Below are 24,918 nucleotides of genomic sequence, written 5' to 3' on the forward strand. Positions count from 1 at the left end.
GGGGGACAGACCGATGAAAGGACGCATACATTCCTTCGACTCCTTTGGCACCGTTGATGGTCCTGGCATCCGCTTTGTTCTGTTCATGCAGGGCTGTGCGCTGCAGTGTAAGTATTGCCATAATCCGGATTCATGGGAAATGAATACGGGCAAGCAGATGGATGTAGAGGAGATTCTAAATGAGATTGAACCTTACCTCGAATACTATCGCCGTTCAGGCGGCGGAATTACTGTAACAGGCGGGGAGCCAACACTTCAGGCTCCCTTCCTGGCCCGTTTATTTGCTGAGTGCAAAAGACGCTGGGGCCTGCATACCGTACTGGATACGAACGGATTTTGTGAGCCGAGTCATGCACAGGATCTTTTGGATGTGACGGATTTAGTACTGCTCGATCTGAAGCAGATCAATCCTGATAAGCACATCGAACTTACAGCACAGCCTAATGATCGTATCATTCGCTTTGCCGAACATTTGAATGAGATCGATAAGCCTGTCTGGATCCGACATGTGCTTGTACCTGGGTGGACGGATGACTACAAGGATTTACGCGAGCTCGGTAAGTTCATCGGTTCATTGCCTAATGTTAGTAAATTGGAGCTGCTGCCCTATCACAGAATGGGCGTCTATAAGTGGCAGCAAATGGGGAAAGAATACCCGCTTGAACAATGTCCTACACCAACTGATCAGGAAGTTGCCAGAGCGAGGAATCTCATTGAGATGGGTAATATAGCAAGTCAAACAAAGCCACTTTAGCATTAACTTGCTGGGTGGTTTTATTTTGTTATTTAAACTATAAGAATTTAGCCGTGAAGCAAAAAGGAAGAAGCCATAGTTTTCGCTAGTAACTACCTGTCAGCAGATGAACAACCTGCATTCTATACATGATAAAGCATACAATAGGTAGAATTAGAGGAGATGACCTGCAAAAGATACATCTAAATCGAACGGTTTATTCGCTGTTGGTGCTTTTCGAGCAAATGAGATGCAGGTTTTACAGGTGAGCACCGTGAAAACGACAAATCCTTTAAAATAGGATGTACTTTTTGCAGGTCAATGTCTTGGATGCAAGTATTTCGCGTTCCGTGAATGCCAGCAACTATCGAACCCGAGCTAGAAATTGCTATATGCTGTGTTTTCCAGCTATCCATCGTTCCCAAAAAGATAGATTGGGTTCGATAAGAGGTCGACTGAACCGGCGTACCGATTCTTGCAATAGGAGCCAGGTAATCGCGACGGCAAGCAGCAAGACGAGAGTCATTTGTACAGGAGTGCGTACATACGAGAAAACGCCCATCGAAATGGCTGTTTTCGTAATAAGAGCGTGCAGTAAAAACACATATACGGTATATTTGCCCCATTCTGTAAGGATAGATTGGCTGCGAGGAACGAAGCTCAAGAAGCAAAAGGAAGCGATAATTTCCAACACGTACACGCCCAAGCGATATCCTCCTGCATACCAATGAAAGGAACCCAACTCCTTAAAAGTAAAACTGCTATATAACCATTTGGGATCAAGCGGAATCGCGTTCAGAATGATCAGAACACCAAGTAGGCCAATTGCGCTTAACCATCTGTTCATATGAACGATCTGTTTAGGGATCATATCGAGGTGAAAATAGTATCCGGCCAAGAAAAAAGGGAAGAAGACTAGTGTCCTGGAAAAGCTGAGCATCGTCCCGGTAAAAGGTGCATAACCGACAAGTATTCCAAGAACAACAGAGATCACAAGGGGATGCTGCATTTTTGTAAACAGTATAAGGAGCAATCGCCAACAAAAATGACTCAATAAAAACCACAATAACGAATAAGGAATGAAAAAAGAATAACGGACACCCGGCGCATGGAAGGCTAGCAAATCGAGCAGAGAATAGAGGCTTTGGAAGATCAGATAATGGTAAAAAATCATTTGAAGACTTTTGATTCCTGAGATGTCCAGACGGAAATTTTTAGAGAAATATCCGGTTACCATGACAAACATGGGGATATGAAAGGTGTAAATACCCAGATATAAGGAGTGGAAAGCTGGACTTTGTTGAATCAGCGGCTCGATACAATTAGCGATGACCACAAATAAAATGAGCAGAAACTTAGCGTTTAACATAAACGTATTCGTAGCAGCATTGTTTTCTCTACCCACGACGATTACCTCCATTGCGAAAAATACCTTTTCTTCTAATATAGTCCTAGCTTCAATTTGCCGCAGTGATTCTCCTCACAGTGAAAGCTGAAATAAAGAGTTACAATGTGATTAACGCAATAAAAGGAGGAATCAAGTATGGTTATTGAGCTTGGGATGCCGTTAGATGACGCTCAGACTTCTAGACTTCAACAGATGCTTGAGCGTTTAAAGGACGAACATAGCGCACTAAAGAAAGAATTGGTCCATTTCCAGGAAATCACAAGCGAACTAGTCGGCATTCTTGGCTCGGAAGAGTCAAAGCGTTTGCTTCAAGAAATCCGAAAACAGATGGAAACCTTCATGCTTCAACTGGAGGCTCACGAGCACTGGGAGGAAGATGAAGTTTTGCCAATCCTGGCCGGGTATGCGAATCAGGGGATGGAGCCTACTTTTTGGACCTCAACCTGGGTTCTGGGGGAGGATCATAAACAAGCGGAACGCTTTGTCCGCTCATTTCTTGAATTTGCGGATCAATGTAAAAGTGCCGACAGCATAAGGCTGAAAAAGGCGATCTCACTGCTTAGAGTGGCCTGCTCTGTATTATCGGAGCATCTGCTGTCCGAAGAGGAAATGTTTTTCCCGGTTGCGAACCAAATGCTTAACGATATTTATGCTAAAGCTTAAGAAGTATATTTCGCTATTGGCTTAGCATGTGATCTTTCTCACATCGATTAAGCTTAGAAAGAATTATACTGGTGGTATCAAACAAACGAGGTGAAGGTGAAATGTTATATTCGAAAATAGTAGTAGCCTATGACGGTTCCGAAGCTTCCGATAAAGCGCTCGATTCTGCATTGAAGTTGGCCAAGTTGAATCATTTTTCGAAACTGGATATTATTCATATTTTTAATCTTCCGACATATGTGCTTGGTTCCTCGGTTGTCATACCGCCTATTGTCATTGAAAACAATTATTTGGATTACTCCGAGCAAGTCATTGGTAAAATAAAAGAAAAAACTACTGATTATTCGAATGTTCATATTGAAGTGAGAAGCGGGTCGATTACGAAAGAAATTCTGAAATATGCTGATGAAATTCAAGCGGATCTTATTATTGTTGGCAGCAGAGGACTTAGTAGTATTGGTGAATTTGTTCTTGGCAGTGTCAGCCACAATATTGTTCAACATGCAAAGCTCCCGGTACTGGTCGTAAAATAGTAGTGCCTTACTGACGATTCTACATTCAACATATTTCTAAAGGGCAGTTTTCGCAGTGGCAGATACCGCGGAGGCATGCCCTCTTTAGACTACCTTTTCATGTGATGTAATTCACATAGTATTCTTAGAAGCTTCTATAAACGAAAGAAATGGCTAAGGAGGGGGAAGTCAGCATGGGATTTATGAAACAGGAGCAGATATGGGAACGTACGGTAGAAACAGGAATGAAAAAGGTACAGTTTGGGTACAGGAATCAGCTCTTTCTCGGTTTTTTAGGAGGTACTTATATTGCCTTGGGCTTTTTACTGTACATTAGGGTTAGCAGCGTATTTCCGGCCCCATGGAGTGACGTAGGCAGCGTAGTAGGAGCTGCTTTTTTTCCTTTAGGTCTGATATTAACGATCATTGCAGGCGGCGAGCTTCTTACTGGGAATATGATGGCAGTACCTGCTGCATTCTTTTCCGGAGAGATCAAATTTCATCAGTTAGTAAATAATTGGGCTGTAATAACAGTTGGGAATTTCCTGGGAGCAGTGTTCATCGCCTATGTTTTTGGGCATCAAGTTGGTTTAACAGAACATGGTGTTTATTTGACTAAACTTGTAAAAATTGTCCACGCCAAAACGGCAGAGCCATTCTCTGCAGCGCTATTATCCGGTATTGGCTGTAACATGTTAGTTGGGCTTGCAGTTTGGTTAGCCTATGGGACAGATGATGATGCAGGTAAAATAATGGGAATATGGTTCCCTACAATGGCTTTTGTAGCGATCGGATTTCAGCACGTCGTTGCCAATATGTTTGTCATTCCTGCGGCTATTTTCGCAAACCAGGCAACCTGGATCGATTTTATGGAAAATCTGGTACCGGTGTACTTGGGGAATTTAATTGGAGGGGCTCTATTTGTAGCGGGCGTTTATACATTGGTTTATCGTCATTCTCATTAGTGTGTAGTATCCATTTTTCATTGAACGAGGAGTTGATGATAAATGATTACTTGCGAACAATGTGGCTCGACTAATGGGTTTAGAAAGTTAGAAAACAGTTGGGTCTGCGGAGATTGCAAAATAGGTGATGTTAAAACGACTTTGATGAATAGTGGGGGCAAAGTGACTATTGTTAAAGAGAAAATAACAGGCTATGAAATGGAAAACGAGCCATTATTAAGTAAAGATCAGGTTAAATGAGGAAAAAAGAGAAAATAGAAAAAGATCCTAAAATATCCCAAAGCGGAATTTTGGGATTTTTCTATACATAAAAAGTCATTGACAAAGCAGAGAATTCAACCATATAATATAAGAAAACGGTTACGTAAACGTTTTCTTGAGAGAAGAGGGTCGAATGTTATGCGATCGGGCATTAAGCAGGTAGCTGAGCATGCGGGCGTTTCGATAGCATCAGTGTCACATGTTATTAATAACACTCGCTATGTGTCGGATGAAGTTAAGCGCAAAGTTTATGAAGCAATGGAAGAGCTCGATTACCGTCCAAATTCAGCAGCAAGGAGCTTGCGCAGTCAGAAGTCTAATACAATCGGCCTCATCGTGCCCGTTCTTCCATCGGATACTTCTAATTTCTTCTTTATGATGGTAGCACAAGGTATTCAGTATACATTGAAGCAGCATGGCTATCATTTGCTGCTGAGCAACAATACAACAGAACAAATTGAAGATGAGAAAGAACAGATTAAATTGTTTGACTCCAAGTTAATTGACGGTTTATTTATTGCATCAATCGCTGAAGATGTGAGTTATCTAAACGATATCGTGCGCTCAAATTATCCCGTTGTGTTCATCGACCGCAATCCGACGGGTTATAACGGGGATTGTGTGTTGGCCGACGGAATTGGAGGCGCTTACGATGCAGTGAAAACGCTTATCCTGAAAGGTCATCGCCGAATTGGGCTGTTAACCGGGGAACTCGGGATTACAACGAGTAATGAGCGCTTTGATGGGTACAAAAAAGCATTAGCAGATCACGATATTCCGTTTGATTCATCCATTGTAAGGATGGCGGAATCTCACTTTGAGAGCGGATACGAGAGCGTTAAGGCGCTTCTTGGCGAGCAGAAGATTACAGCGCTGTTTATTGCTAATAACGTATTGACAATGGGCGCCATGAAATACATACAAGAACGTCGGATTCAAATTCCAGCCGAGTTGGCTATTATTGGTTTTGATGATTATGATTGGACACAAATTACGTGTCCGCCTTTGTCGGTTATCCGGCAGCCTTCTTACGAGATCGGCGTGAAAGCAGCAGAGATTATGTTAGAACGGATTGAGAAGCCAGACGCAATAAGCGCAGAATACAGACTACCAACCTCGTTAATTTTGCGAGATTCCTGTTAAAAAGCTGTTTCAGCTTTTTTTTGAACATTAGAAAAACGTTTACGTAAACGATTTCTCCAAAAAGAAAGGGGCTGCAGCATTGCTAATGAACAAGTTCAAAGACCCGCTTAAACAGATCAGAGCCAACTATGAGTTATATCTGCTCATACTGCCCACAGTGATTTATTTTATCATTTTTAAATATTGGCCTATGTATGGGGTTCAAATTGCATTTAAGGATTTTATCGCTTCCAAAGGTTTCTGGGGAAGTCCTTGGGTAGGCATGGAGCATTTTCAGCGGTTTTTCGATTCTTTCAACTTTTGGACTGTCATTCAGAATACGTTAGGACTTAGTGTTTTCTCTTTAGTGGTTTCATTTCCTGTGCCTATCCTCATCGCGTTGCTGCTCAATCAGCTGCTTCATGAAAGGTACAAACGTTTTATCCAGACTGTCATTTATGCTCCGTATTTCATCTCAACAGTCGTCCTTGTTGGTATGTTGTATGTGTTCTTATCACCGGGCAGCGGACTCATTAATCATATCATTCAACTTTTTGGAGGCGAGCCGATCTACTTTTTATCAAAGGCGGAATGGTTCAAAAGCCTCTATGTATTCTCCGGTGTATGGCAAGAAACCGGCTTCGCCTCTGTTATCTACTTAGCAGCGCTGGCTGGTATCGATCCGCATCTTCACGAAGCGGCGGTAGTGGATGGAGCTAACAAATGGCAACGGATCTGGCATATCGATATTCCAGGGATTCAGCCAACGATTCTCATTTTATTCATATTGGCCATCGGGAACCTTATGAATGTTGGCTTTGAAAAAGCATTTCTCATGCAAAATGACCTGAATGCCAGTTCGTCTGAAATTATTGCTACGTATGTGTACAAAATCGGCTTGCAGCGAGCGGAATACAGCTTCTCTGCAGCAGTAGGTTTATTCAATTCTTTGATCAATTTCGTACTACTGCTTTCCGTTAATCGGATCGTCAAAAAAATAAATGGCAGCGGCCTATTTTAACTGAGAGGAGGCATTCGCCCAATGATTACAGCTAAGAGTACCGCTGATAAATGGTTCGACGCTTTAAACATCCTTGTATTAAGTGGCTTTGCATTGTTGATTTTGTACCCGCTTTATTTCGTCGTTATTGCTTCCGTCAGCGAGCCAGATCAAATCTATGCCGGCAATGTGTGGCTATGGCCCAAAGGCTTTACACTCGAAGGTTATAGCAGAATTTTATCAGATCCTCAGATCTGGTCTGGTTATGGAAATTCGATCGTATACGCAGTGGCAAGTGCACTCATCAGTGTTTCTTTAACAATCGGAGCGGCATATCCGCTTTCCCGTAAGGATTTTTATGGACGCAATACGTTCATGCTGTTCTTTGTATTTACGATGTTTTTCTCCGGTGGCTTAATTCCAACTTATTTATTGGTCAAAAATCTGGGCATGGTGAATACGATCTGGTCGGTCATCTTGCCATCGGCTGTCGATGCTTTTGGAATTATTATTGCCCGGACGTTTTTCCAATCCACGATCCCAGATGAGCTTCGAGAAGCGGCATTCATGGATGGCTGTCGAAATACGCGTTTTCTATGGAGTGTTGTGATTCCATTATCCAAACCCATTATTGCGGTCCTTGTGCTGTTTGCGGTTGTTCGCCAGTGGAACGGATTCTTCGATGCCTTAATTTATTTGGAGAATGAAAAGCTGTATCCGCTGCAGCTGGTCCTCCGTAATATTTTGATCCAGAGCCAGCCTATCGGCGACATGGTATCGGATATTGACTCTCTTTTAGCGAAACAAAGGGTCTCTGAGTTGATCAAATATGGAGTCATCCTCATTGCGGCGGCGCCACTGCTCATTCTATATCCGTTTTTACAGCGTTATTTCGTTAAAGGTGTGCTGATTGGATCTGTAAAAGGCTAATGAATCGAAGGCAAGCATGAAAGGTGGTGGTGGCGGTCTTTCGGTGATACCAAGAAGTGCATCCATGGATCAGACTGAGCGTAAAGGGTTACATACAAAGAGGAGGGTATCGACAATGAAAAAAAGGCTAACGACATTAACGATGGTAACGATGAGCTTAAGTTTGGTATTGGCAGCATGCAATGACAAAGCACCGGCAGCGAAAGATGCCGCATCAGTATCTCCGCAAAGCAGCGAGAAAGCAGCCTCCAAAAGCTTCAACGAAAGCGGTTACCCGATTGTAAAGGATAAAGTAACGCTGAAAATGGTATCGCCCAAAGCACCGCTTGCGCCTAACTATGGCGAGATGGAAATATTTAAACGTCTAGAAGAACAGACGAACGTACATGTAGATTGGGATAATGTCCCGGAAGCGAACTATAACGATAAGAAGAACATCCTGCTAGCCAGCTCCAACTTACCGGATGTCTTCTATGGCGCTCGTTTCACAGATAATGATTTGGTGAAATACAGCAAGGACGGTACGATCATCCCGCTGAATGACCTCATCGATAAGTATATGCCTAACGTGAAGAAGCTGTTTGAAAAAAGACCGGAGCTGAAAGCATTCGTTACCGCGCCTGACGGCAAAATCTACTCGCTTCCTGTGGCGGAAGAACTGGGTAAAGGACAGGCTGGCATCGGCTCGAATCCGGATTTTCTCTTCTTGAACAAAGCTTGGCTGGATAAGTTGAGTTTGAAGATGCCTACGACCATTGAAGAGCTGCATAATGTACTTACTGCTTTTAAAACGAAAGACCCTAATGGGAACGGCAAGGCCGATGAAGTACCGATGTCCTTCATGAATACCTTCTGGACCGGAGATATTGGTTACTTGTTCGGAGCTTTCGGAGTCCCAGACAAAACGTATCAACCTGGCGATAACTCGTTTATCGAGCATTTGAATGTGAAAGATGGCAAGGTGAATTACGCCGCAATTGATCCGAAATATAAAGATGCAGTCGCGTATTTCCACAAATGGGTCGAAGAGGGCCTCGTAGATAAGGATTCATTTACTTTCAATAATAATCCGGCACCCTACTTTGCAAAGGGAAAAACGAAGGATGTTACGCTCGGTTCCTACCTCTGGTGGGAAGAGACGGAAATTGTTGGACCGGACCGCGCCAAGGATTATGCACTCGTACCGCCTTTCAAGGACATGGTCGTGAAATACAACAATGGCTCTCCTTGGAGCCGTGGCGGTCCAGTAATTACCAAAGTGAACAAAAATCCCGAAATCACAGCCAGATGGTTAGATTTGCAATATGAGCCGAAGATGGCCGCTCAGCTTCATTGGGGACCGATTGGCGTCGTATTCGATGAAAAAGAAGGCAAACTGGTGCAGAAGCCGCTTGATGCAGGCGTAGCCGCTGGCGAATTCCGTCAAAAAGTAGCGCCGAACATGACGGGCGTCATCTTGGCGGAAGACTTCCAAAATCTCGTCGCTCCAGAGCCTCGCGCATTGGAAAGAATGAACCGTATTAAGGATACGTTTGTTCCGCAAATGGAAAAAGAGAATTATCCGAGTATTTTCTTTACGCCGGAAGAGCTGGATAAAATCAGCAAAATCAAACCGGACATCGCCAAGCTGACCAATGAAAAACGCTCCAAATGGTTGATGGAAGGCGGCGTTGAGAAAGAATGGGATAGCTATTTAACGACGCTGAAGAAAATGGGATTAGATGATTTGTTGAAAATCTACCAGGATGCATTAGACCGCTACAATAAAGCGGCTAAGTAAAGGGAAGGCAGGAGGTATCGAACATGGAACCTATTGCCTATTGGTCCTTCGATGAAGGGCAGGGGCGCATAGCGCATGATCCGTATACGGGTAATTTGGATTCCATTCAATATGCCCTTACGAAAGGTCGGTTTCAGCCGCCGCAAGATCCGATTTGGCGTAAAGGAATTCGTGGAAGTGCGCTGTTGTTTGATGGTTATTCAACATGGCTGCAGCGCCCGGCAGACCAATGCCCTAGCTTGTCGGGAGCATTAACGATTACAGCTTGGATCGCTCCGCGCAGCTATGACTTCGGTGATGAGCAGCGGCTCGCCGCCATCGTCAATCAACATGACAGAGAACGCTGCGAGGGTTATGTCTTCGGTTTATCTCGTCATGGATCATGGTCACTCCAGCTTGCGCTTGGCGATCAATGGGTAGAGGTTTGGTGCTATAATCATCCACTCCCTAAGGGAGAATGGTCCTTCGTCGCCGCTACTTACGAAGCGTTATCCGGACAGTTGAAGCTGTATTTGAACGGATATATAGTTGCAGTAAAGCACCATGGGCAGGACATTACTTTGATTACTCCCAGTCAAGAAGATTTGTTAATTGGGCGCAATAACAAGGGTGTCATTTTAGCAGAAGCCTTCACGATGAATATGTTCGACGGTTTGATGGATGAACTTTGTCTATATGATCTCGCGATGTCTGAGGAGGACATCGCGAGAACTTACCGGGAATATTTAACCGAACACGGCGGCGCTGTACCCGCTATTCCTTTCGATGACCTGGCGATTCCAAGAGCTAGCTTTGTTCAGGATCGGCATCGTCCGGTGTATCACTTGACCTCGCCAGGGCATTGGATGAACGAACCGCATGCGCCGATTTATTTCAATGGACAGTATCATTTGTTCTACCAATTCAACCCAAACGGCCCCTTTTGGCATTATATCCATTGGGGACATTGGGTGAGTGAAGATTTAGTACATTGGCGCGATCTTCCAGCGGCTTTGGCGCCGGAACCGAGCTTTGATCCGGATGGAATCTGGTCAGGAAGTGCGGCTTATGATGAACACGGATTTCCGGCATTATTTTATACAATAGGGAATAACGCATGTTCTCCCAATCAATCGGTGGGTCTGGCTCGAACCACTTATCTCCAGGATGGAGACTTAGATTTGAAGACATGGGTGAAGCATCCTGAGCCAATCGTCGTTCAGGAGCCTGGCATCGGATACTTTGGTGAATTCCGTGACCCGTATGTGTGGAAAGAGAAGGAAGAGTGGATCATGCTCGTCGGCACGGGGATAGAGGGACGAGGCGGAACCGCGATGGTCTACCGCTCTGCGAACTTGATCGACTGGAAGCTCGAAGGCCCTCTTTACGTGAGCAATTACGAGAAGTATCCATACCTTGGCGTTGTATGGGAATTGCCAGTACTTCTGCCGTTAAAGCGTAATGGTGAGGCAACGGGCAAGCATATTTTGCTGATTAGCCCATGGGGGCCAGGTGCTAAGGTAGAAGTGAATTATTGGATCGGGACATGGGATGCTGCGGGTTACCTGTTCATTCCGGATCATGAAGAGCCGGGACTCATCGATGTTGGTGATTTCCACTTCACTGGGCCGAGCGGCATGGTTGATCCTGTAACAGGCAGGTCGCTGCTATTTACGATTGCTCAAGGTGAGCGAACACCTGAAATCGATTACGATTGCGGATGGTCGCACGGCGCTGGCATGCCAGTCAGTTTGACTCTGCGGGAGGATGGACAGCTTGGGATCGAGCCAATCGAAGAAATGCGTCAACTCCGGGGTAAGCAGCTTCTGAACGTATGGGATCTTAATTTGGATGAAGCGAATGAAAGTTTGAAAAATATACAGAGTGATACGTTTGAGTTAGAGCTAACATTTGGCTACGGCGCGGCCAACCAATACGGAATCTCGCTCAGACGAACGCCAGATGGGGAAGAAGAGACCGTTGTCTTCTATGATCAGGATCGAGAGCGGCTTGGCGTGAATCGAAATAAAACAACGTTAGATACGCGTGAACGAACGACTGGCATTCAAGAGGGGCTGCTTGAGCTTCGCGGTGAACCTCTGCAGCTGCGGGTGTTCGTAGATCGATCATTGATCGAGGTCTACGCCAACGGTCTAAAAAGCTTAACGACACGCGCCTACCCATCTAGATTGGACGCGCTAGGGTTACTTTTACACGGGAATCGAGACATTCGAATCGCGTCCATGCAAATATGGGAGATAAAACCGGCATTTCAAGTGTCGGTGTAGAGAAAACGGATGAACATATCGGGAGGTAGAGAGAGCGATGTATGATATCGTTGCATTAGGTGAAGTGTTAATCGACTTCACACCAGCTGGAAACTCAGAGCTAGGTTATGCTTTATTTGAACGAAACCCTGGGGGCGCGCCAGCCAATGTGCTGGCTGCTTTAGCTAAGTGGGGCAAGCGGACTGGCTTCATTAGCAAGGTTGGATCCGACATTCACGGACAATACCTAGTGGATACGCTTGGACAGTGCGGTATTGATACGCAGGGCGTAGTAATGAGCAGCGAAGCGAACACGACGCTGGCTTTTGTTCAATTGGATGCTAGTGGCGACCGCTCCTTTAGCTTTTATCGTAAACCAGGAGCCGACACGCTGCTGACAGAAAATGAGGTTCTCCTCGATATGATTGCGCAGTCGAAGTTATTTCACTTTGGCTCGTTATCGATGACGAATGAACCGTCAGCCTCCGCGACAAGGAAAGCACTTCTGTTCGCCAAAGAAAATGGCTGCACGGTATCGTTTGATCCCAATTTGCGAATTCCGCTTTGGGACGATTTGGAGCATGCTAAACGGATGATGGAATATGGCTTGTCACATGCTGACATCGTGAAATTATCGGAAGAAGAGCTCGTATTCTTAACGGATGTTACTGATCTTGAAGAAGGATCACGTGTGCTATACGAAGCCTTTGGTCCTTCCATCATTTTAATTACGCGGGCTGAAAAAGGCGCTTTTTACCGTTTTGGTCAAGCAACGGGGAGCGTTAGTGGTTATGCTGTAAATGCCATAGACGCTACAGGTGCGGGCGATGCGTTCTTCGGTGGTTTCCTTAACGGTTGGCTTGATTCTAATCAAACCATTCAAACAATAAGTGAAACTGAAATTCGAAGCATAATCAGCTTCGCCAATGCAGCAGGTGCTTTAGCAACAACCCGAAGAGGAGCCATACCGGCGATGCCGAGCCTAGAAGAGATACGAAAGGTGACGAAGCATCATGATAACAGCTAATAATCAAACACAATTCCGGCCGCAGCTTCATTTCACACCGAAAGATCAGTGGATGAATGACCCGAATGGGATGGTATTTTATGAGGGGGAGTATCATCTTTTCTATCAGTACCACCCTGAAAGTACGGTTTGGGGACCTATGCATTGGGGTCACGCTGTCAGTCACGATCTGGTTCACTGGGAGCATCTTCCCATAGCGCTTGCGCCTGATGAACACGGTACTATTTTTTCAGGAAGCGTAGTGGTTGATAAACACGATACAAGCGGATTTTTTGGTGGAAAGTCAGGTCTAGTCGCTGTTTTCACGCATCATGATACGATACCTGGGACGGATCTAACTAGGCAAAGACAAAGTCTTGCTTACAGCATGAACCGAGGGCGAACGTGGACAAAATACGCAAACAACCCCGTACTTATAGAAGAAGATCTGCCTGATTTCCGTGATCCCAAAGTATTCTGGTACAATCCTCAGCAAAGCTGGGTAATGGTCATTGCTGCGGGCGACGAGGTCCGATTTTACAAATCAGTGAATTTGAAAGATTGGACCTATTCGGGTGAATTTGGGTTAGGACAAGGCTCGCATGACGGTATTTGGGAATGCCCAGATTTATTTGAGCTGCCAGTAGATGGAGATATGAATAACAAGAGATGGGTGCTTATTGTTAGTATTGGAGATGATGCCAATTTCCCGGAAGGATCACGCACTCAGTATTTTATTGGGTCTTTCAATGGGAATACTTTTGTTCCAGAGGAATCCCCGGCTCCACTTCTTTGGCTGGATCACGGAAGAGATAACTACGCTGGCGTCACATGGTCAGACGTGCCTGAACAGCAGGGAAGACGCCTGTTTATCGGGTGGATGAACAATTGGAAATATGCCAATGTGATTCCAACCTCCGAGTGGAGAGGAGCGATGACGCTTCCTAGAGAGCTTACACTTACGGCGGAAATGGAGGGGGTCCGGCTCCGTCAGAAACCTATACGTGAGCTCCAGGCTCAAAGGCGAAGTGAAGAGAATTGGGCAGCTTTTGAGCTTGAAAATTCCGAAATAACGGTAGCTCAAGGCGATTTGCTGGAAATCATCGCAGAATTTGAGTTTGACAATACATTAGAATTTGGTTTGAAGCTAAGAACCTCCGAAACAGAGGAAACAATCGTTGGCTATAGCACTCATGAGCAACTGCTGTTTATTGATCGCAGTCGTTCTGGAGCTGCCGATTTCCATGCTGATTTTGCATGTAAGCACAGCGCTTTATTGGAAGCCGAGACTGGAAATGTTAAGATGCGTATTTTCGTGGACCGGTCGTCCATCGAAGTTTTTGTCAATGACGGGAAGCTCGTCATGACGGATCAGATTTTCCCATTATCTTCGTCAGCAGGTATCAAACTGTATACGAAAGAAGGGAGCGTTAAGGTTAAATCACTAACGATTTATACGCTTAATTCCATTTTTGATTGATTCACGTTATTGGTTTTGATGAAAGCAGGTAAGAGAGCTAGTTCTTCGAACGACTGAAGAACTAGCTTTCTTATTTATTAATAGAATTGCCTCAAATCAGTAGGCTCGGTATGGAAAAATTCTCTGCAAATTCCCAATGATTACTATACGTAAGGTGGTATAATAAGCAGGTGAACTCTGCAATGTAGCGAGAGGGTGGGCCGACGCGGTAGACGGATATTATCGAGCAAAATCTGGCAGGCCCATACGATTGTACAAAAATTGGATAAGATAGGAGCTTGTAATCATGTTACATATCGGCATTATCGGTACAGGCGGTTTCAGTAAGATGCACGCAAAAATTTTATCCGAGATGGAAGACGTGCAGATCCAAGCGGTATGCGGGACGAGTAAGACAAAGGCGGAGGAGTTCGCTTCGGCATTCAGCATTCCTTCCAGTTATGAAAGTGTTAGTGAGATGTTGGACGCCGAGCGCTTGGATGCCGTATATATTCTAGTACCGCCAATGTCGCACGGGGAGTTTGAAATCCAGCTTATTGAAAGAGGCATTCCTTTTTTTGTTGAAAAGCCGCTTGGTGTCAATGTCGAGCAGCCCAGTCAGATTTTAACCGAATTGCGCAAGAAACCCTTGATTACGTCCGTAGGCTATCATTTTCGTTATACAGATACAGTAAGTCAGATGAAACAATTGTTGAGCCAGCAAAATGTCGGCATGATTACGGGCGGTTGGATGGGCAGTATGCCTCAAGTTGCTTGGTGGAGAGATCAAGAGAGATCAGGTGGACAATTCATCGAACAAAGCACACATCTTGTCGATATTCTGCGTTACTGTATCGGAGAGATAGACGAAGTCTACGCTTTGTATGGCAATCAAGTGATGCATAAGCAATTTGATGGGGTAACGGCAGCCGATGTGGGAACGGTTAGTTTAAAATTTCGCAGCGGAGCAATAGCTAATATTTCTAATACGTGCGTGCTGCCAAATGGTTTGGGCAAGGTGGGTATTACCTGCTATACGCAGGAAGGCATGCTGGAGTGGGATACGGAGCGATTGAAATTGATCGAAGCCCATGCAACCTCTGAAATTAAAAGATTGGTTAATCCCTATCTCGTAGAAAATGAAGCCTTCATCCATGCGCTAAAAACAGGGGATACCGTCGGTATTCTTTCGGATTATGCGGATGCCTTTAAGACACAACAGGTGACTGTTGCTGCACTGGAATCAGCGAAATCGGGATTGCCCGTTCGCCTGGTATAAGTAAAGAAGCATATTTAACAGTGAGAAAATTATTGTTAAGTATGCTTTTTTTTGAAAGAATTTATATGTATTGGGTTAAGCGAAAGCTTAACTCATATTTATCCAAAGCCACCCAGGTCATACGGAACGTAGATACCTTATATTGCTCAAAACTGCGTATTTCACGTTTTTGCGGAACGAGGAGCCTCTATTTCCCACTTTGTAGGTGTAAAAACCGGTAAAACGCCAAAATAACGCCCCCTCGTTCCGCTTGCCGGCCCTGCATCGGCATAATCACCAAAATAACGCCCCCTCGTTCCGCGTATCGGCCTCGCATCATCATAATCACTGAATTAGCGTCTCCTCGTTCCCCGTGAACCTCAGATTAGCCGCTTATTTTGTCCGAAACACTCCACAGAGTTGGATTTGATCCGCTGTTTATCAGTATTTGAACAGATTCCCGATAGAAAACAAAAAAAATGAGGCGGCAAGAATAATCTTGCTGCCTCATTTATTTACAATCTCACTGCTATCTTCGATACGCCGGATTGGGGAGTTAGTACGATGCCGATTGCTGATCTTGTCCAAGCTGCGCCGTCTACGGATGAGATCTGAGTGAAGCCTCTTAGTACGACGGTGTAAGGTTTTGTCCCTCCTTGAACAGAGATGTCAATCAGCTCATTCATTCGGACAGCTTTTACGGTTAATTGCAGGTTAGCCTGCACGTCATAAATGGACGTTTCCGCGGCAGCTCCATCCTCGAGCTCAAACAAATGAAGCGATACGCCATCCGCATAATCGTAATCGGGCTTTTGCTCATTTACTCCTATAGCGAGCAGCGTATTAGGTTTAACAAGCAAGGGAAGTGTCATATAGCTATGCGTTTCTTCCTGCCATTTGCCGCCTTCAACAACTCGTCCACTGAAGAAATCGGTCCAACGTCCTTCAGGAACATAATACATGACAGTTCCCTGTTCGTTAAAGATTGGGGCAACGAGCAAGTTGTCACCGAGCATGTACTGCGTATCCAGATGATGAGTGGACGGATCTGATGCAAAATCCAGTACCATGGCGCGCATCATCGGAATCCCCATTTCTGTGGATTGGATAGCACTTGCAAACAGATAGGGCATCAGTGTGCTTTTTAGTTTTGTAAAATGTCGGAGTACATCGACGGCTTCTTCGTCAAACAGCCATGGCACACGGTAAGATTCATTGCCGTGCAGACGGCTGTGCGAAGACAGCAGGCCAAAGGCTACCCAGCGCTTATAAATATCTGGCGGGGCCGTTTTCTCAAAGCCGCTGATGTCATGGCTCCAGAACCCGAAACCGGATAACCCAAGTGAAAGGCCTCCGCGAAGGGACTCCGCCATGGAGTCATAGTTGGCAGAGCAGTCGCCGCCCCAGTGTACGGGGAATTGCTGACCTCCGGCCGTAGCGGAGCGAGCAAATAACATGGCTTCGTTTTTGCCGAGTTTTTCTTCCAGCACTTCAAATACGGCCTTATTGTATAGGAATGTATAGTAGTTATGCATTTTCAAAGGATCCGAACCGTCGTGGTACTTCACATCGGTCGGGATGCGCTCGCCGAAATCCGTTTTGAAGCAATCCACGCCCATATCGATTAGCCGTCTCAAATGACCTTTGTACCACTCTGTAGCTTCCGGATTGGTGAAATCGACAAGTCCCATGCCGGCCTGCCAAAGATCCCACTGCCAAACGTGGTCATCCAAGGTTTTGACCAAATATCCCTTGTCCATGCCTTCTTGAAAGAGCGGCGATTTCTGGCCAATGTACGAATTGATCCAGACGCAAATCTTGAGCCCCTTGTCCTTTAAACGTCTAAGCATACCTACCGGATCGGGGAACATATCAGCATCCCACTCAAAGTTGGTCCATTGATATTCCTTCATCCAGAAACAATCAAAATGAAAGACATGCAGCGGAAGATCTCGTTCAAACATGCCGTCAATGAAACTGTTCACGGTAGCTTCATCATAATCCGTTGTGAAGGAGGTTGTTAACCACAAACCGAATGACCAGGCCGGCGGCAGTGCGGGTTTGCCGGTAAGTTTCGTGTAATTATTCAGCACATCTTTTAGCGTTTTGCCGCCAATTATGAAATACTCCACACTTTCGCCTGGTACGCTGAACTGGACTTTGGACACAACCTCAGAGCCAACTTCGAACGATACGTGCTCAGGATGATTGACGAAAACGCCGTATCCTTTACTGGATAAGTAAAAGGGTACATTTTTGTAAGCTTGTTCACTGCTCGTGCCGCCATCTTCGTTCCAAATATCTACTGTCTGTCCGTTCTTCACGACATTCGTAAACCGTTCTCCGAGTCCGTAAATATGCTCACCAATGCCCAGCTCGAGCTGCTCGCGGAAATAAATCTCTTTGTTAGCTGTCGTAATATGCCCTGCACCTTTGCTGTTGGTACCGGTTAAACGACGACCTTCGAAAGAGAATTCAGCTCCCCACGTACTATGTTTGTTGATTTTGACGCTTAATCCGCCGGATTTCATCGCTACATGATCGTTGCCTTCATCGAAAGAAACAGGGGTCTGCGGATTATCGAATAATTCAAAAGCGGGTCCTTGCGAACGTTTGCCTGCATGATGAGTCCAGCGTACACGGATAATATCGGGAAGAGGCGAACTCAGTTCACAAGTCAGCATCGCACCATTTAAAGTATCCCCTTTTCGCTGAATCTTCCGCGCGGCAGCAAACACAGTTAAACTGCTATCTTCTTGGTGTACATCGCGAACATCGACAGGATTAAGGACGGTGTATCCTTCTTTTACCATCCAATAACCGTTAGAAAATTTCATTACCATCATCCCTCCAAAGTGTTGTAATATAATTATATTGATTTAATTTTTCCAATCCTTTCGCTATATTGCGAAATAATATCAGTATTTTGACATGTGATTTGCAATTCCTTAAAGGGGGAACTACCGCCATGCAGCAAGCCAATTTAAAAGAGGACCGCATCCACGGTGATCCGCTTTATCCGATCCGGGTGTATGAAATCTGCTGCCAGCCAGGGGAAGAACTGCTTGAACTTCATTGGCATGATGAGTTGGAGTTTCTCATGCTTACCAAGGGAAGGGCGGTATTCCGTGTTTCTATGGATGACTATGAATTGGAAGCCGGAGAAGCGATATTCGTGAATTCCGGTCAGCTTCATTCCGGTCGTATATCCGCAAATGAAGAATGCTGCTTCACCGCCGTGGTATTTCATTCGGATATATTGGGAGGCGAGCGGTTTGATCTCGTTCGTGAGAAATATATTAATCCGCTAATCCAGCAGAAATTTGTCACTCCTGCCCACATCACCCACCATACTGCTGAGGAGAGGGAGCTATTAGCGTTGGTGCTGCAAGTGTTCGATTTGAATATTAATGAAAGGCCGTTATATGAGCTTTCTACAAAAGCATTGCTGCAATTGGTTATTTCAAAGCTAATTATGCTGGGAGGTCCTGCTTTTCGCGAGCATCCGCCTTCCGTCAACCCAACGCACATAGATCGATTAAAGCTGATTATCGAATATATGCAAATAAACTATAGCAGTCCGATTCGTTTGGAGGACCTCGCGGCCATCGTTTCTTTTAGCGAGTCTTATTTCTGCCGATATTTCAAAGGTTTTACAGGAAAAAGTCCACTGGAATACTTAAACCAGGTGCGGTCTCAGCGAGCGGCTTTACTACTGAAGGATACCAACAAGAAGATTACTGAGATTTCGCTTGATGTCGGCTTCAATACCTTAAGTTATTTTATTGGCGTGTTTAAAACGCATTTTGGTCATACACCTTCTGAATATCGCAAAAGATTAAGGACGAGCGAGGGAATGGGTGTTTAGCCTGATCGAGAGGAGTGATTGCAGATGTTTGTTAAAATGTGGGAGAATGTGAAGTCATTTCTATACGATTACTTAACATTGAAAAAGAGGATTTTTATCATTTTCTTATGCAGTACACTGATTCCATTTATTTGTATCGTTCTTATCTCGTATTACGCGATTTATTCGATTCTTACGAATAAAATTCAGAGCGGTATTCAAAGTAATTTAAAACAAGTAGAGCTTTCCTTAGAAAGCACGATAAGCAATCTAAATCATGTCTCCCAGCAGCTTGCTTTTGAAGGAAGTGTGGGCAAGAAGTTGGATCAAATGTTATCGCTTCCAGCCAGTCAATCGTTCGAACGCTCGCAAATGATAAGCGAATTAAAAGAAGAGTTAAGCTTAGTCACCTTTACCAATCCTAATATTGGTTTAACCTTATACTATTTTAAAAATGACCATACGTATGATCTCGAAAATTCGGGCGTAAAGGATAATTTTTCCCCTGAGAAGCTGCCATTGCTTGCAGAATACTCGGGAATTTCTTATTACGGTCCTCATTTAAGCAACAATCAATTTGATAATAATTTTGTTTTATCTGCACAAAGGAAAGTGGATTTACCTCAACGTGACGATGTTTATGTCTATATTGAAACGGGGTTTCATCTCACGCAAAACATATTGAATAATGATCAATTCGGGGGAACGAATTTCCATGTTTTCCTAGATAATAACGGGAGAATCGCATTTAGTGAGCTTCCCAATTCCTTCGTGAAAGATACGATATTCCCCAACTTTTCTAAAGAAAAAACCTTTGGCACATTTAATGAATATTACTGGTTTAGGCAGGCAAGCAATCAAGGCTGGAGTATCGTGTCGGTCATACCGAAAGCGGATTACAACAAAGAAATGAATCAGTGGTTTGTTCAAATCCTGCTGTTTTCGCTTCTTTTTCTAGGGATGAGTTTACTTATGGCTTGGCTCTTATGGAAGATGGTATATCTCCCTTTGAATGGCTTTAATCGAGAAATCAAGTTAATGGTGCAAAACCGTGTCCAGACCGTTACGGTACGCACAAAAATACCGGAGTTTGATTTTTTACTGCATCAATTTCGGCAAATGAGAGAGCAGATTTGGAATTTGTTCGCCGAAGTCGAACAAAAAGAGAAGCGAAGAGTGGATCTTGAGGTTGAAAAGCTGCTCTATCAAATTAATCCTCATTTTTTAATGAATACGTTGGATACGGTGCATTGGTTAGCCGTCATGAACGGACAGAATGAGATCGATCGTCTTGTATCCTCGTTAAATAAGCTGCTGCATTATAATTTAGGTAAGTTGGGACAGGCCTCAACCATTCATGAAGAAATAGAAGCCTTAAAGCAATATTTGATTTTACAGCAAATTCGTTATGATTTTAAGTTTGATGTCCAGATGAATGTCGATGAAGAGGTATGGAACATGCCGGTTCCTCGTTTTATTCTCCAGCCGCTTGTTGAAAACTCGCTTTATCACGGGTTAAGTGATGACGGATATATTAAGGTAGATGTCAGTTTAACGAATGTGATTCAGATCTCGATTCATGATAACGGTTCAGGCATGTCGGAAGAAACGATTCATAATCTACTGCATAATCCGGAAACGGAAAACAAAAAGGTAGGTATGGGGATTGGGCTAAATTATGTCAAGCGAATGCTCGAATCCCAATATGGCGATCAGGCGGAATTAAGCATCAAGAGTGTTATCGGAAAAGGGACAACCATCCTTGTTTCCTTACCTAATCTGGAGGTGAAATCCCGGCATGATTAAAGTGATGATTGTCGATGATGATAAATTGGTTCGCAAGGGTCTTATATCAGCCATGCCTTGGCATGATTTTGACATGGAGGTTGTAGGGGAAGCAAGTAATGGCGAGAAAGCCTTGGAATTTATAGCAGCGAACGCGATAGATTTATTGCTGACTGATTTGGCGATGCCAGTTATGTCGGGGATCGAATTATTGAAAATCGTGAGAAAGCAATATCCGAGCATTTATACCGTTGTGCTAACCTTCCATCAGGATTTTGAATATATCCAAGAGGCACTTAGACTTGGCGCTATTGATTATATTGCCAAAGTACAGCTTGAAAAGGAACGTTTTGAGGAAGTGTTGGAGCGGATCTATAAGCGGATTATGGAGGAGCAGAAGCAGGCACCAAATCTAACGGATATCTTCTATGATAGTGAATCCATTCATGGCATAGATCCAAAAGACTTAAACCTAGTGAAAGAGCAATGGTCGGGTCACGAATGGGTCTATCAAGAGAACTTATTTACAACTCATGTCCAAGACTTGAAGCATCTGCGTTTGCCTCAAACGAAGCTGATTGGGTTGTTATATGCGTTAATCGACAAGTGGAATCTTTTATTCCATCCAATTGATTTGGCGGAAATCCAATTGCCGGATGCATTTGAAAGCTGGCACCAGGTTGAGGAATGGTTGATGGCTACTCGTGAAACGATTCGCAAGGCGATTGATAAGCCATCTTTTTCACAAGAAGTTGTAGAATGTGTGATGAAAGCTGTTTATATCGCTAATGAAGAGATGAAAGAGCAAATTACGGCTGCGAGTATTGCGAAACGGGTTAATATGAGTAGAAGCTACTTCAGTCAGTGCTTTAAAGAAATTATAGGCATTAATTTTAGCGAGCATTTACGTCACAAACGCATAGAGAAAGCAAAAGAGTACCTGCTGTATACGAACAAAACGATTCTCTGGATTGCTGAGAACGTTGGATATATGGATGAAAAGTACTTTAGCCGCACCTTTCGGGAGCAAACAGGCTTGCTGCCGAGCGAGTTTCGGCTGAAGAATGTAACGGGTAGAGAAATGTCCGAAAAGTAGAGGGTCAAATGCTGTGAGTTGATGTGAAAAAGGGGATTACCGCCGAATTCTCGGTCATTTCCCCCTCTAAATCTGTAACCGTTTTCCATCCTTGCAGCCTGATGTTTCGTGATACTTTTAGGGTGTAGATAAATTCTAAAAGCGAAAGAAGGGGCTTTAAATGAGAAAATCTAAAAAAAGCATGCTGCTGTTACTGGCAGGGATGCTAGTCGTATTATCCGCATGCTCTGAGAAGGCGAAGCAATCACCCACAGCTTCGACTGCGCCTGCGCAAACGGGGGCGGCACAAACAGCAGCTGCGTCAAGTGAGGCGGGTCCATTCGCCAAATCGGCCAAACCGATTACGATTAAAATTGGTAAAGATGTTGATGCATCCGATAAGAGCTTGCCAGCGGGAGACTCCCCTGAGAACAACCCGTATACCCGTTATATCAAAGAAAACTTGAATATCGATACCAAAATTGTTTGGCAGGCTGCCAGCGGTAAGGATTACGACCAAAAAGTGAATTTATCCATAGCCAGCAACGATTTGCCGGATGCGTTGGTTGTGAAAGATACACAGTTCAGACAAATGGTGAAAAGCGGTCAACTCGCGGATCTAACCGAGGTTTATAATAAATATGCTTCGCCTGCGATCAAACATATCATTGAAACGACGCAAGGGCTTGCGCTTAAGTCAGTTACCGTGGATGGGAAAATGTATGCCCTTCCTAACGTCACAACTGAATCAGATATGGTTCACATGATGTGGATTCGCAAGGATTGGCTGGACAAATTAGGGCTTCAACCACCTAAAACAATGGACGACTTAGAAAAAGTAGCCAAAGCTTTTGTCGAACAAGATCCTGACGGGAATGGAAAAGCCGATACCATTGGCATAACAGGCCCGCAATTAGGCGGTTTACTGAATGCTGATTTTATCAATCCCAATAATAATAACTATGGTTTCGACCCTATCTTTTCTTCGTATCATTCCTATCCAGGATTTTGGTTAAAAGGTGCGGATGGTAAAACAACCTATGGCTCCCTTCAACCAGAAACGAAGCAAGCTCTGTCGAAGCTGCGTGATCTTTATTCCAAAGGCTTGATTGATAAGGAAATGACCATCCGGAAGGATGCGCAGGAACTGATCAAGAATGGAACTTCTGGCATTTATTTTGGAATGTGGTGGGCTGGCGGGTATGGTCCATTAGCCGATGCGATTAAGAATAATCCAAAGGCAAATTGGCAAGCTTATACGGCACCTTTGGATGTGAATGGTGAATTTACACCGCACATGGGGAACCCGTCCAATCAATATCTTGTTGTTCGCAAAGGTTACGAGCACCCGGAAGCTGCCATTCAAATGGAAAATCTGTTGCTGCGTGATGAGTCCAAATTCGATGTGAAAGTTAATATTGGAAACTATCCTTTACGTGTTGTTTTTGCCCCAATGGATGAGATGGATGTTACGTACAAGATGATGAAAGAGGTTCTTGCAGGCACCAAAAAGCCGGAGGATCTAGATCTCCCAGGATATAAATTATTGAAAGCCGATGCTGAAAAGGTGAAAAAGGTAAAACTTGAGCCTTATGATAAGAATGACATTCAATACTGGGATCCTAACGCAGATTTAGGGACATGGAAACGTATGTATTCCACATTCGTAGGGATATCCCCGCTGCAGCAGCCGTTTAAGAAAACCTATAGCGTGACCTATTCGCAAACAAAATCCATGGAAAGCAAATGGGCTTCACTGGATAAACTAGAGAAGGAAACATTCCTCAAAATTATCATGGGAGCTGCGCCGCTGGATTCCTTTGATAAGTTCGTAGAAGATTGGAAAAAGCAGGGCGGAGATCAAATTCTTGCTGAAATCGATGAGAGTATCAAAAAGTAAGAAAGCATGGAGGCGTCAGAGAACTCTGGCGCCTTTCCCTTACAATAGAGAGAATGGAAGTGATCGGTAGGATGGTTACGAAGGGGTTTGCCAAACATTACTATCTCATGCTTCTTCCTGGATTTATCTGGTTGACGCTGTTTAGTATCGTGCCTATGTTCGGGATTGTCATAGCTTTCCAAGATTTTAATCCAGGTCTAGGTATGTTTCATTCCGAATGGGTCGGATTGGAAAATTTCAAGTATATGTTCACACTTAACGATAGTAAAACGGTGTTTTTTAATACGTTATTTATTGCCGTTATGAAAATTATCGCGAATATGATTGTTCCGCTTATCTTCGCTTTATTGCTAAATGAATTACGCGTTGCGTTTTTGAAAAGATGGGTACAAACAATTGTTTATTTACCGCATTTTTTATCATGGGTCATTCTTTCGGGTATCTTGTTGGACGTATTGTCTTATAAAGGACCTGTTAATAGCATCTTGGGCATATTCGGTATTAGCCCGACTTTGTTTTTTGGCAAAGCAGAATTGTTCCCTTTTATCATCGTGGGAAGCGATGTGTGGAAGGAATTCGGATTTAACACGATTATTTTTTTGGCGGCTTTAACGGGAATCAATCCAGCTTTATACGAAGCGGCTGCCATTGACGGCGCCACTCGCTGGCAGCGTTTACTTCATGTCACACTGCCTGGAATTATGACAACGGTTATTTTACTTTCTGTGCTCAGCCTAGGTAATGTCCTAAATGCTGGATTTGACCAAATTTTCAACCTCTATAATCCTCTTGTCTATTCGAGCGGAGATATTATTGACACATGGGTCTATCGGACAGGTTTATTGAATCTCCAGTATGGATTGGCAACGGCAATGGGACTATTAAAATCAGTCATCAGTTTTCTTTTAATTACAACCTCCTATTTCCTAGCTGCTAAGTTTGCAAATTATCGTATTTTTTAATATAAA

The 24,918-nt window shown here is 44.1% G+C and carries 20 protein-coding genes and 1 pseudogene; 19 read left to right on the forward strand and 2 right to left on the reverse strand.

Features of this window, described 5'->3' with window-relative positions; genetic code table 11:
- Nucleotides 1-13: 13 nt before the first annotated feature.
- Complete coding sequence (pflA, locus tag NYR53_RS11835) at nt 14-754, forward strand: pyruvate formate-lyase-activating protein (RefSeq protein WP_261305348.1); 741 nt, start codon at nt 14-16, stop codon at nt 752-754.
- 367 nt (nt 755-1,121) lie between these two features.
- On the opposite strand, the gene NYR53_RS11840 is transcribed toward pflA, so the two are convergent.
- Nucleotides 1,122-2,138, reverse strand: coding sequence for an acyltransferase family protein (locus NYR53_RS11840; protein ID WP_261305349.1), 1,017 nt, complete (start codon nt 2,136-2,138; stop codon nt 1,122-1,124).
- A gap of 138 nt (nt 2,139-2,276) precedes the next feature.
- On the opposite strand from NYR53_RS11840, the gene NYR53_RS11845 reads away from it, so the two are divergent.
- The 12 genes from NYR53_RS11845 to NYR53_RS11900 all read left to right on the forward strand — a co-directional run bounded on the left by NYR53_RS11845 (nt 2,277) and on the right by NYR53_RS11900 (nt 15,364).
- The gene (locus NYR53_RS11845; protein WP_261305350.1) at nt 2,277-2,804 is read left to right on the forward strand and encodes a hemerythrin domain-containing protein; all 528 of its coding nucleotides are present in this window, start codon (nt 2,277-2,279) and stop codon (nt 2,802-2,804) included.
- A 101-nt stretch (nt 2,805-2,905) separates the two neighbouring features.
- Nucleotides 2,906-3,337: a universal stress protein gene (locus NYR53_RS11850; RefSeq protein WP_261305351.1), complete on the forward strand. Its 432-nt coding sequence runs from the start codon at nt 2,906-2,908 to the stop codon at nt 3,335-3,337.
- A gap of 173 nt (nt 3,338-3,510) precedes the next feature.
- Nucleotides 3,511-4,281: a formate/nitrite transporter family protein gene (locus tag NYR53_RS11855; protein ID WP_261305352.1), complete on the forward strand. Its 771-nt coding sequence runs from the start codon at nt 3,511-3,513 to the stop codon at nt 4,279-4,281.
- Nucleotides 4,282-4,323: 42 nt separating this feature from the next.
- Nucleotides 4,324-4,521: a hypothetical protein gene (locus NYR53_RS11860; protein ID WP_261305353.1), complete on the forward strand. Its 198-nt coding sequence runs from the start codon at nt 4,324-4,326 to the stop codon at nt 4,519-4,521.
- A 159-nt stretch (nt 4,522-4,680) separates the two neighbouring features.
- Nucleotides 4,681-5,685 carry a LacI family DNA-binding transcriptional regulator gene (locus NYR53_RS11865; protein WP_261305354.1) on the forward strand — a complete coding sequence of 335 codons (1,005 nt, stop codon included), beginning with the start codon at nt 4,681-4,683 and terminating at the stop codon, nt 5,683-5,685.
- An 85-nt stretch (nt 5,686-5,770) separates the two neighbouring features.
- The gene (locus NYR53_RS11870; RefSeq protein WP_261305355.1) at nt 5,771-6,685 is read left to right on the forward strand and encodes an ABC transporter permease; all 915 of its coding nucleotides are present in this window, start codon (nt 5,771-5,773) and stop codon (nt 6,683-6,685) included.
- 12 nt (nt 6,686-6,697) lie between these two features.
- Nucleotides 6,698-7,594 carry a carbohydrate ABC transporter permease gene (locus tag NYR53_RS11875; protein ID WP_261306340.1) on the forward strand — a complete coding sequence of 299 codons (897 nt, stop codon included), beginning with the start codon at nt 6,698-6,700 and terminating at the stop codon, nt 7,592-7,594.
- Between the two features lie 115 nt (nt 7,595-7,709).
- A complete protein-coding gene (locus NYR53_RS11880) occupies nt 7,710-9,374 on the forward strand; it encodes a type 2 periplasmic-binding domain-containing protein (protein ID WP_261305356.1) in 1,665 nt (554 codons plus the stop codon).
- Nucleotides 9,375-9,397: 23 nt separating this feature from the next.
- Nucleotides 9,398-11,641 carry a GH32 C-terminal domain-containing protein gene (locus NYR53_RS11885; RefSeq protein ID WP_261305357.1) on the forward strand — a complete coding sequence of 748 codons (2,244 nt, stop codon included), beginning with the start codon at nt 9,398-9,400 and terminating at the stop codon, nt 11,639-11,641.
- Between the two features lie 37 nt (nt 11,642-11,678).
- Entirely contained in the window at nt 11,679-12,647 is a 969-nt protein-coding gene (locus tag NYR53_RS11890; protein WP_261305358.1) for a carbohydrate kinase family protein, read from the forward strand.
- Nucleotides 12,634-14,106 carry a glycoside hydrolase family 32 protein gene (locus NYR53_RS11895; protein WP_261305359.1) on the forward strand — a complete coding sequence of 491 codons (1,473 nt, stop codon included), beginning with the start codon at nt 12,634-12,636 and terminating at the stop codon, nt 14,104-14,106. Before NYR53_RS11890 ends, NYR53_RS11895 begins: the two co-directional genes overlap by 14 nt.
- A 286-nt stretch (nt 14,107-14,392) precedes the next feature.
- Nucleotides 14,393-15,364 (forward strand): Gfo/Idh/MocA family protein, encoded by a 972-nt coding sequence (locus NYR53_RS11900; protein ID WP_367618640.1) that lies wholly within the window; start codon nt 14,393-14,395, stop codon nt 15,362-15,364.
- A 494-nt stretch (nt 15,365-15,858) separates the two neighbouring features.
- On the opposite strand, the gene yicI is transcribed toward NYR53_RS11900, so the two are convergent.
- Nucleotides 15,859-18,180 (reverse strand): alpha-xylosidase, encoded by a 2,322-nt coding sequence (gene yicI / locus NYR53_RS11905; RefSeq protein WP_261305360.1) that lies wholly within the window; start codon nt 18,178-18,180, stop codon nt 15,859-15,861.
- 131 nt (nt 18,181-18,311) lie between these two features.
- Here yicI and NYR53_RS11910 point away from each other — a divergent pair, with 131 nt between their 5' ends.
- The 6 genes and pseudogenes from NYR53_RS11910 (at nt 18,312) to NYR53_RS11930 (ending at nt 24,912) form a co-directional block, all read left to right on the forward strand.
- On the forward strand, nt 18,312-19,211 hold the full coding sequence (locus NYR53_RS11910) for a helix-turn-helix transcriptional regulator (protein ID WP_261305361.1): 900 nt from the start codon (nt 18,312-18,314) through the stop codon (nt 19,209-19,211).
- Between the two features lie 24 nt (nt 19,212-19,235).
- Nucleotides 19,236-20,996, forward strand: a complete 1,761-nt coding sequence (locus NYR53_RS11915) for a sensor histidine kinase (RefSeq protein ID WP_261305362.1) — start codon at nt 19,236-19,238, stop codon at nt 20,994-20,996.
- A pseudogene (locus tag NYR53_RS34625) lies at nt 20,989-21,390 on the forward strand (response regulator); the annotation flags it as partial. The gene NYR53_RS11915 and the pseudogene NYR53_RS34625, both read left to right, overlap by 8 nt.
- A gap of 381 nt (nt 21,391-21,771) precedes the next feature.
- The gene (locus tag NYR53_RS34630) at nt 21,772-22,071 is read left to right on the forward strand and encodes a helix-turn-helix transcriptional regulator (RefSeq protein WP_437180174.1); all 300 of its coding nucleotides are present in this window, start codon (nt 21,772-21,774) and stop codon (nt 22,069-22,071) included.
- Between the two features lie 160 nt (nt 22,072-22,231).
- Nucleotides 22,232-23,950, forward strand: a complete 1,719-nt coding sequence (locus tag NYR53_RS11925; RefSeq protein WP_261305364.1) for an extracellular solute-binding protein — start codon at nt 22,232-22,234, stop codon at nt 23,948-23,950.
- Between the two features lie 71 nt (nt 23,951-24,021).
- Nucleotides 24,022-24,912 (forward strand): ABC transporter permease, encoded by an 891-nt coding sequence (locus NYR53_RS11930; protein WP_261306342.1) that lies wholly within the window; start codon nt 24,022-24,024, stop codon nt 24,910-24,912.
- The last annotated feature ends 6 nt before the right edge of the window (nt 24,913-24,918 follow it).

It is taken from the genome of Paenibacillus andongensis (genome assembly GCF_025369935.1).
In the GTDB taxonomy this organism is placed as follows: domain Bacteria; phylum Bacillota; class Bacilli; order Paenibacillales; family NBRC-103111; genus Paenibacillus_E; species Paenibacillus_E andongensis.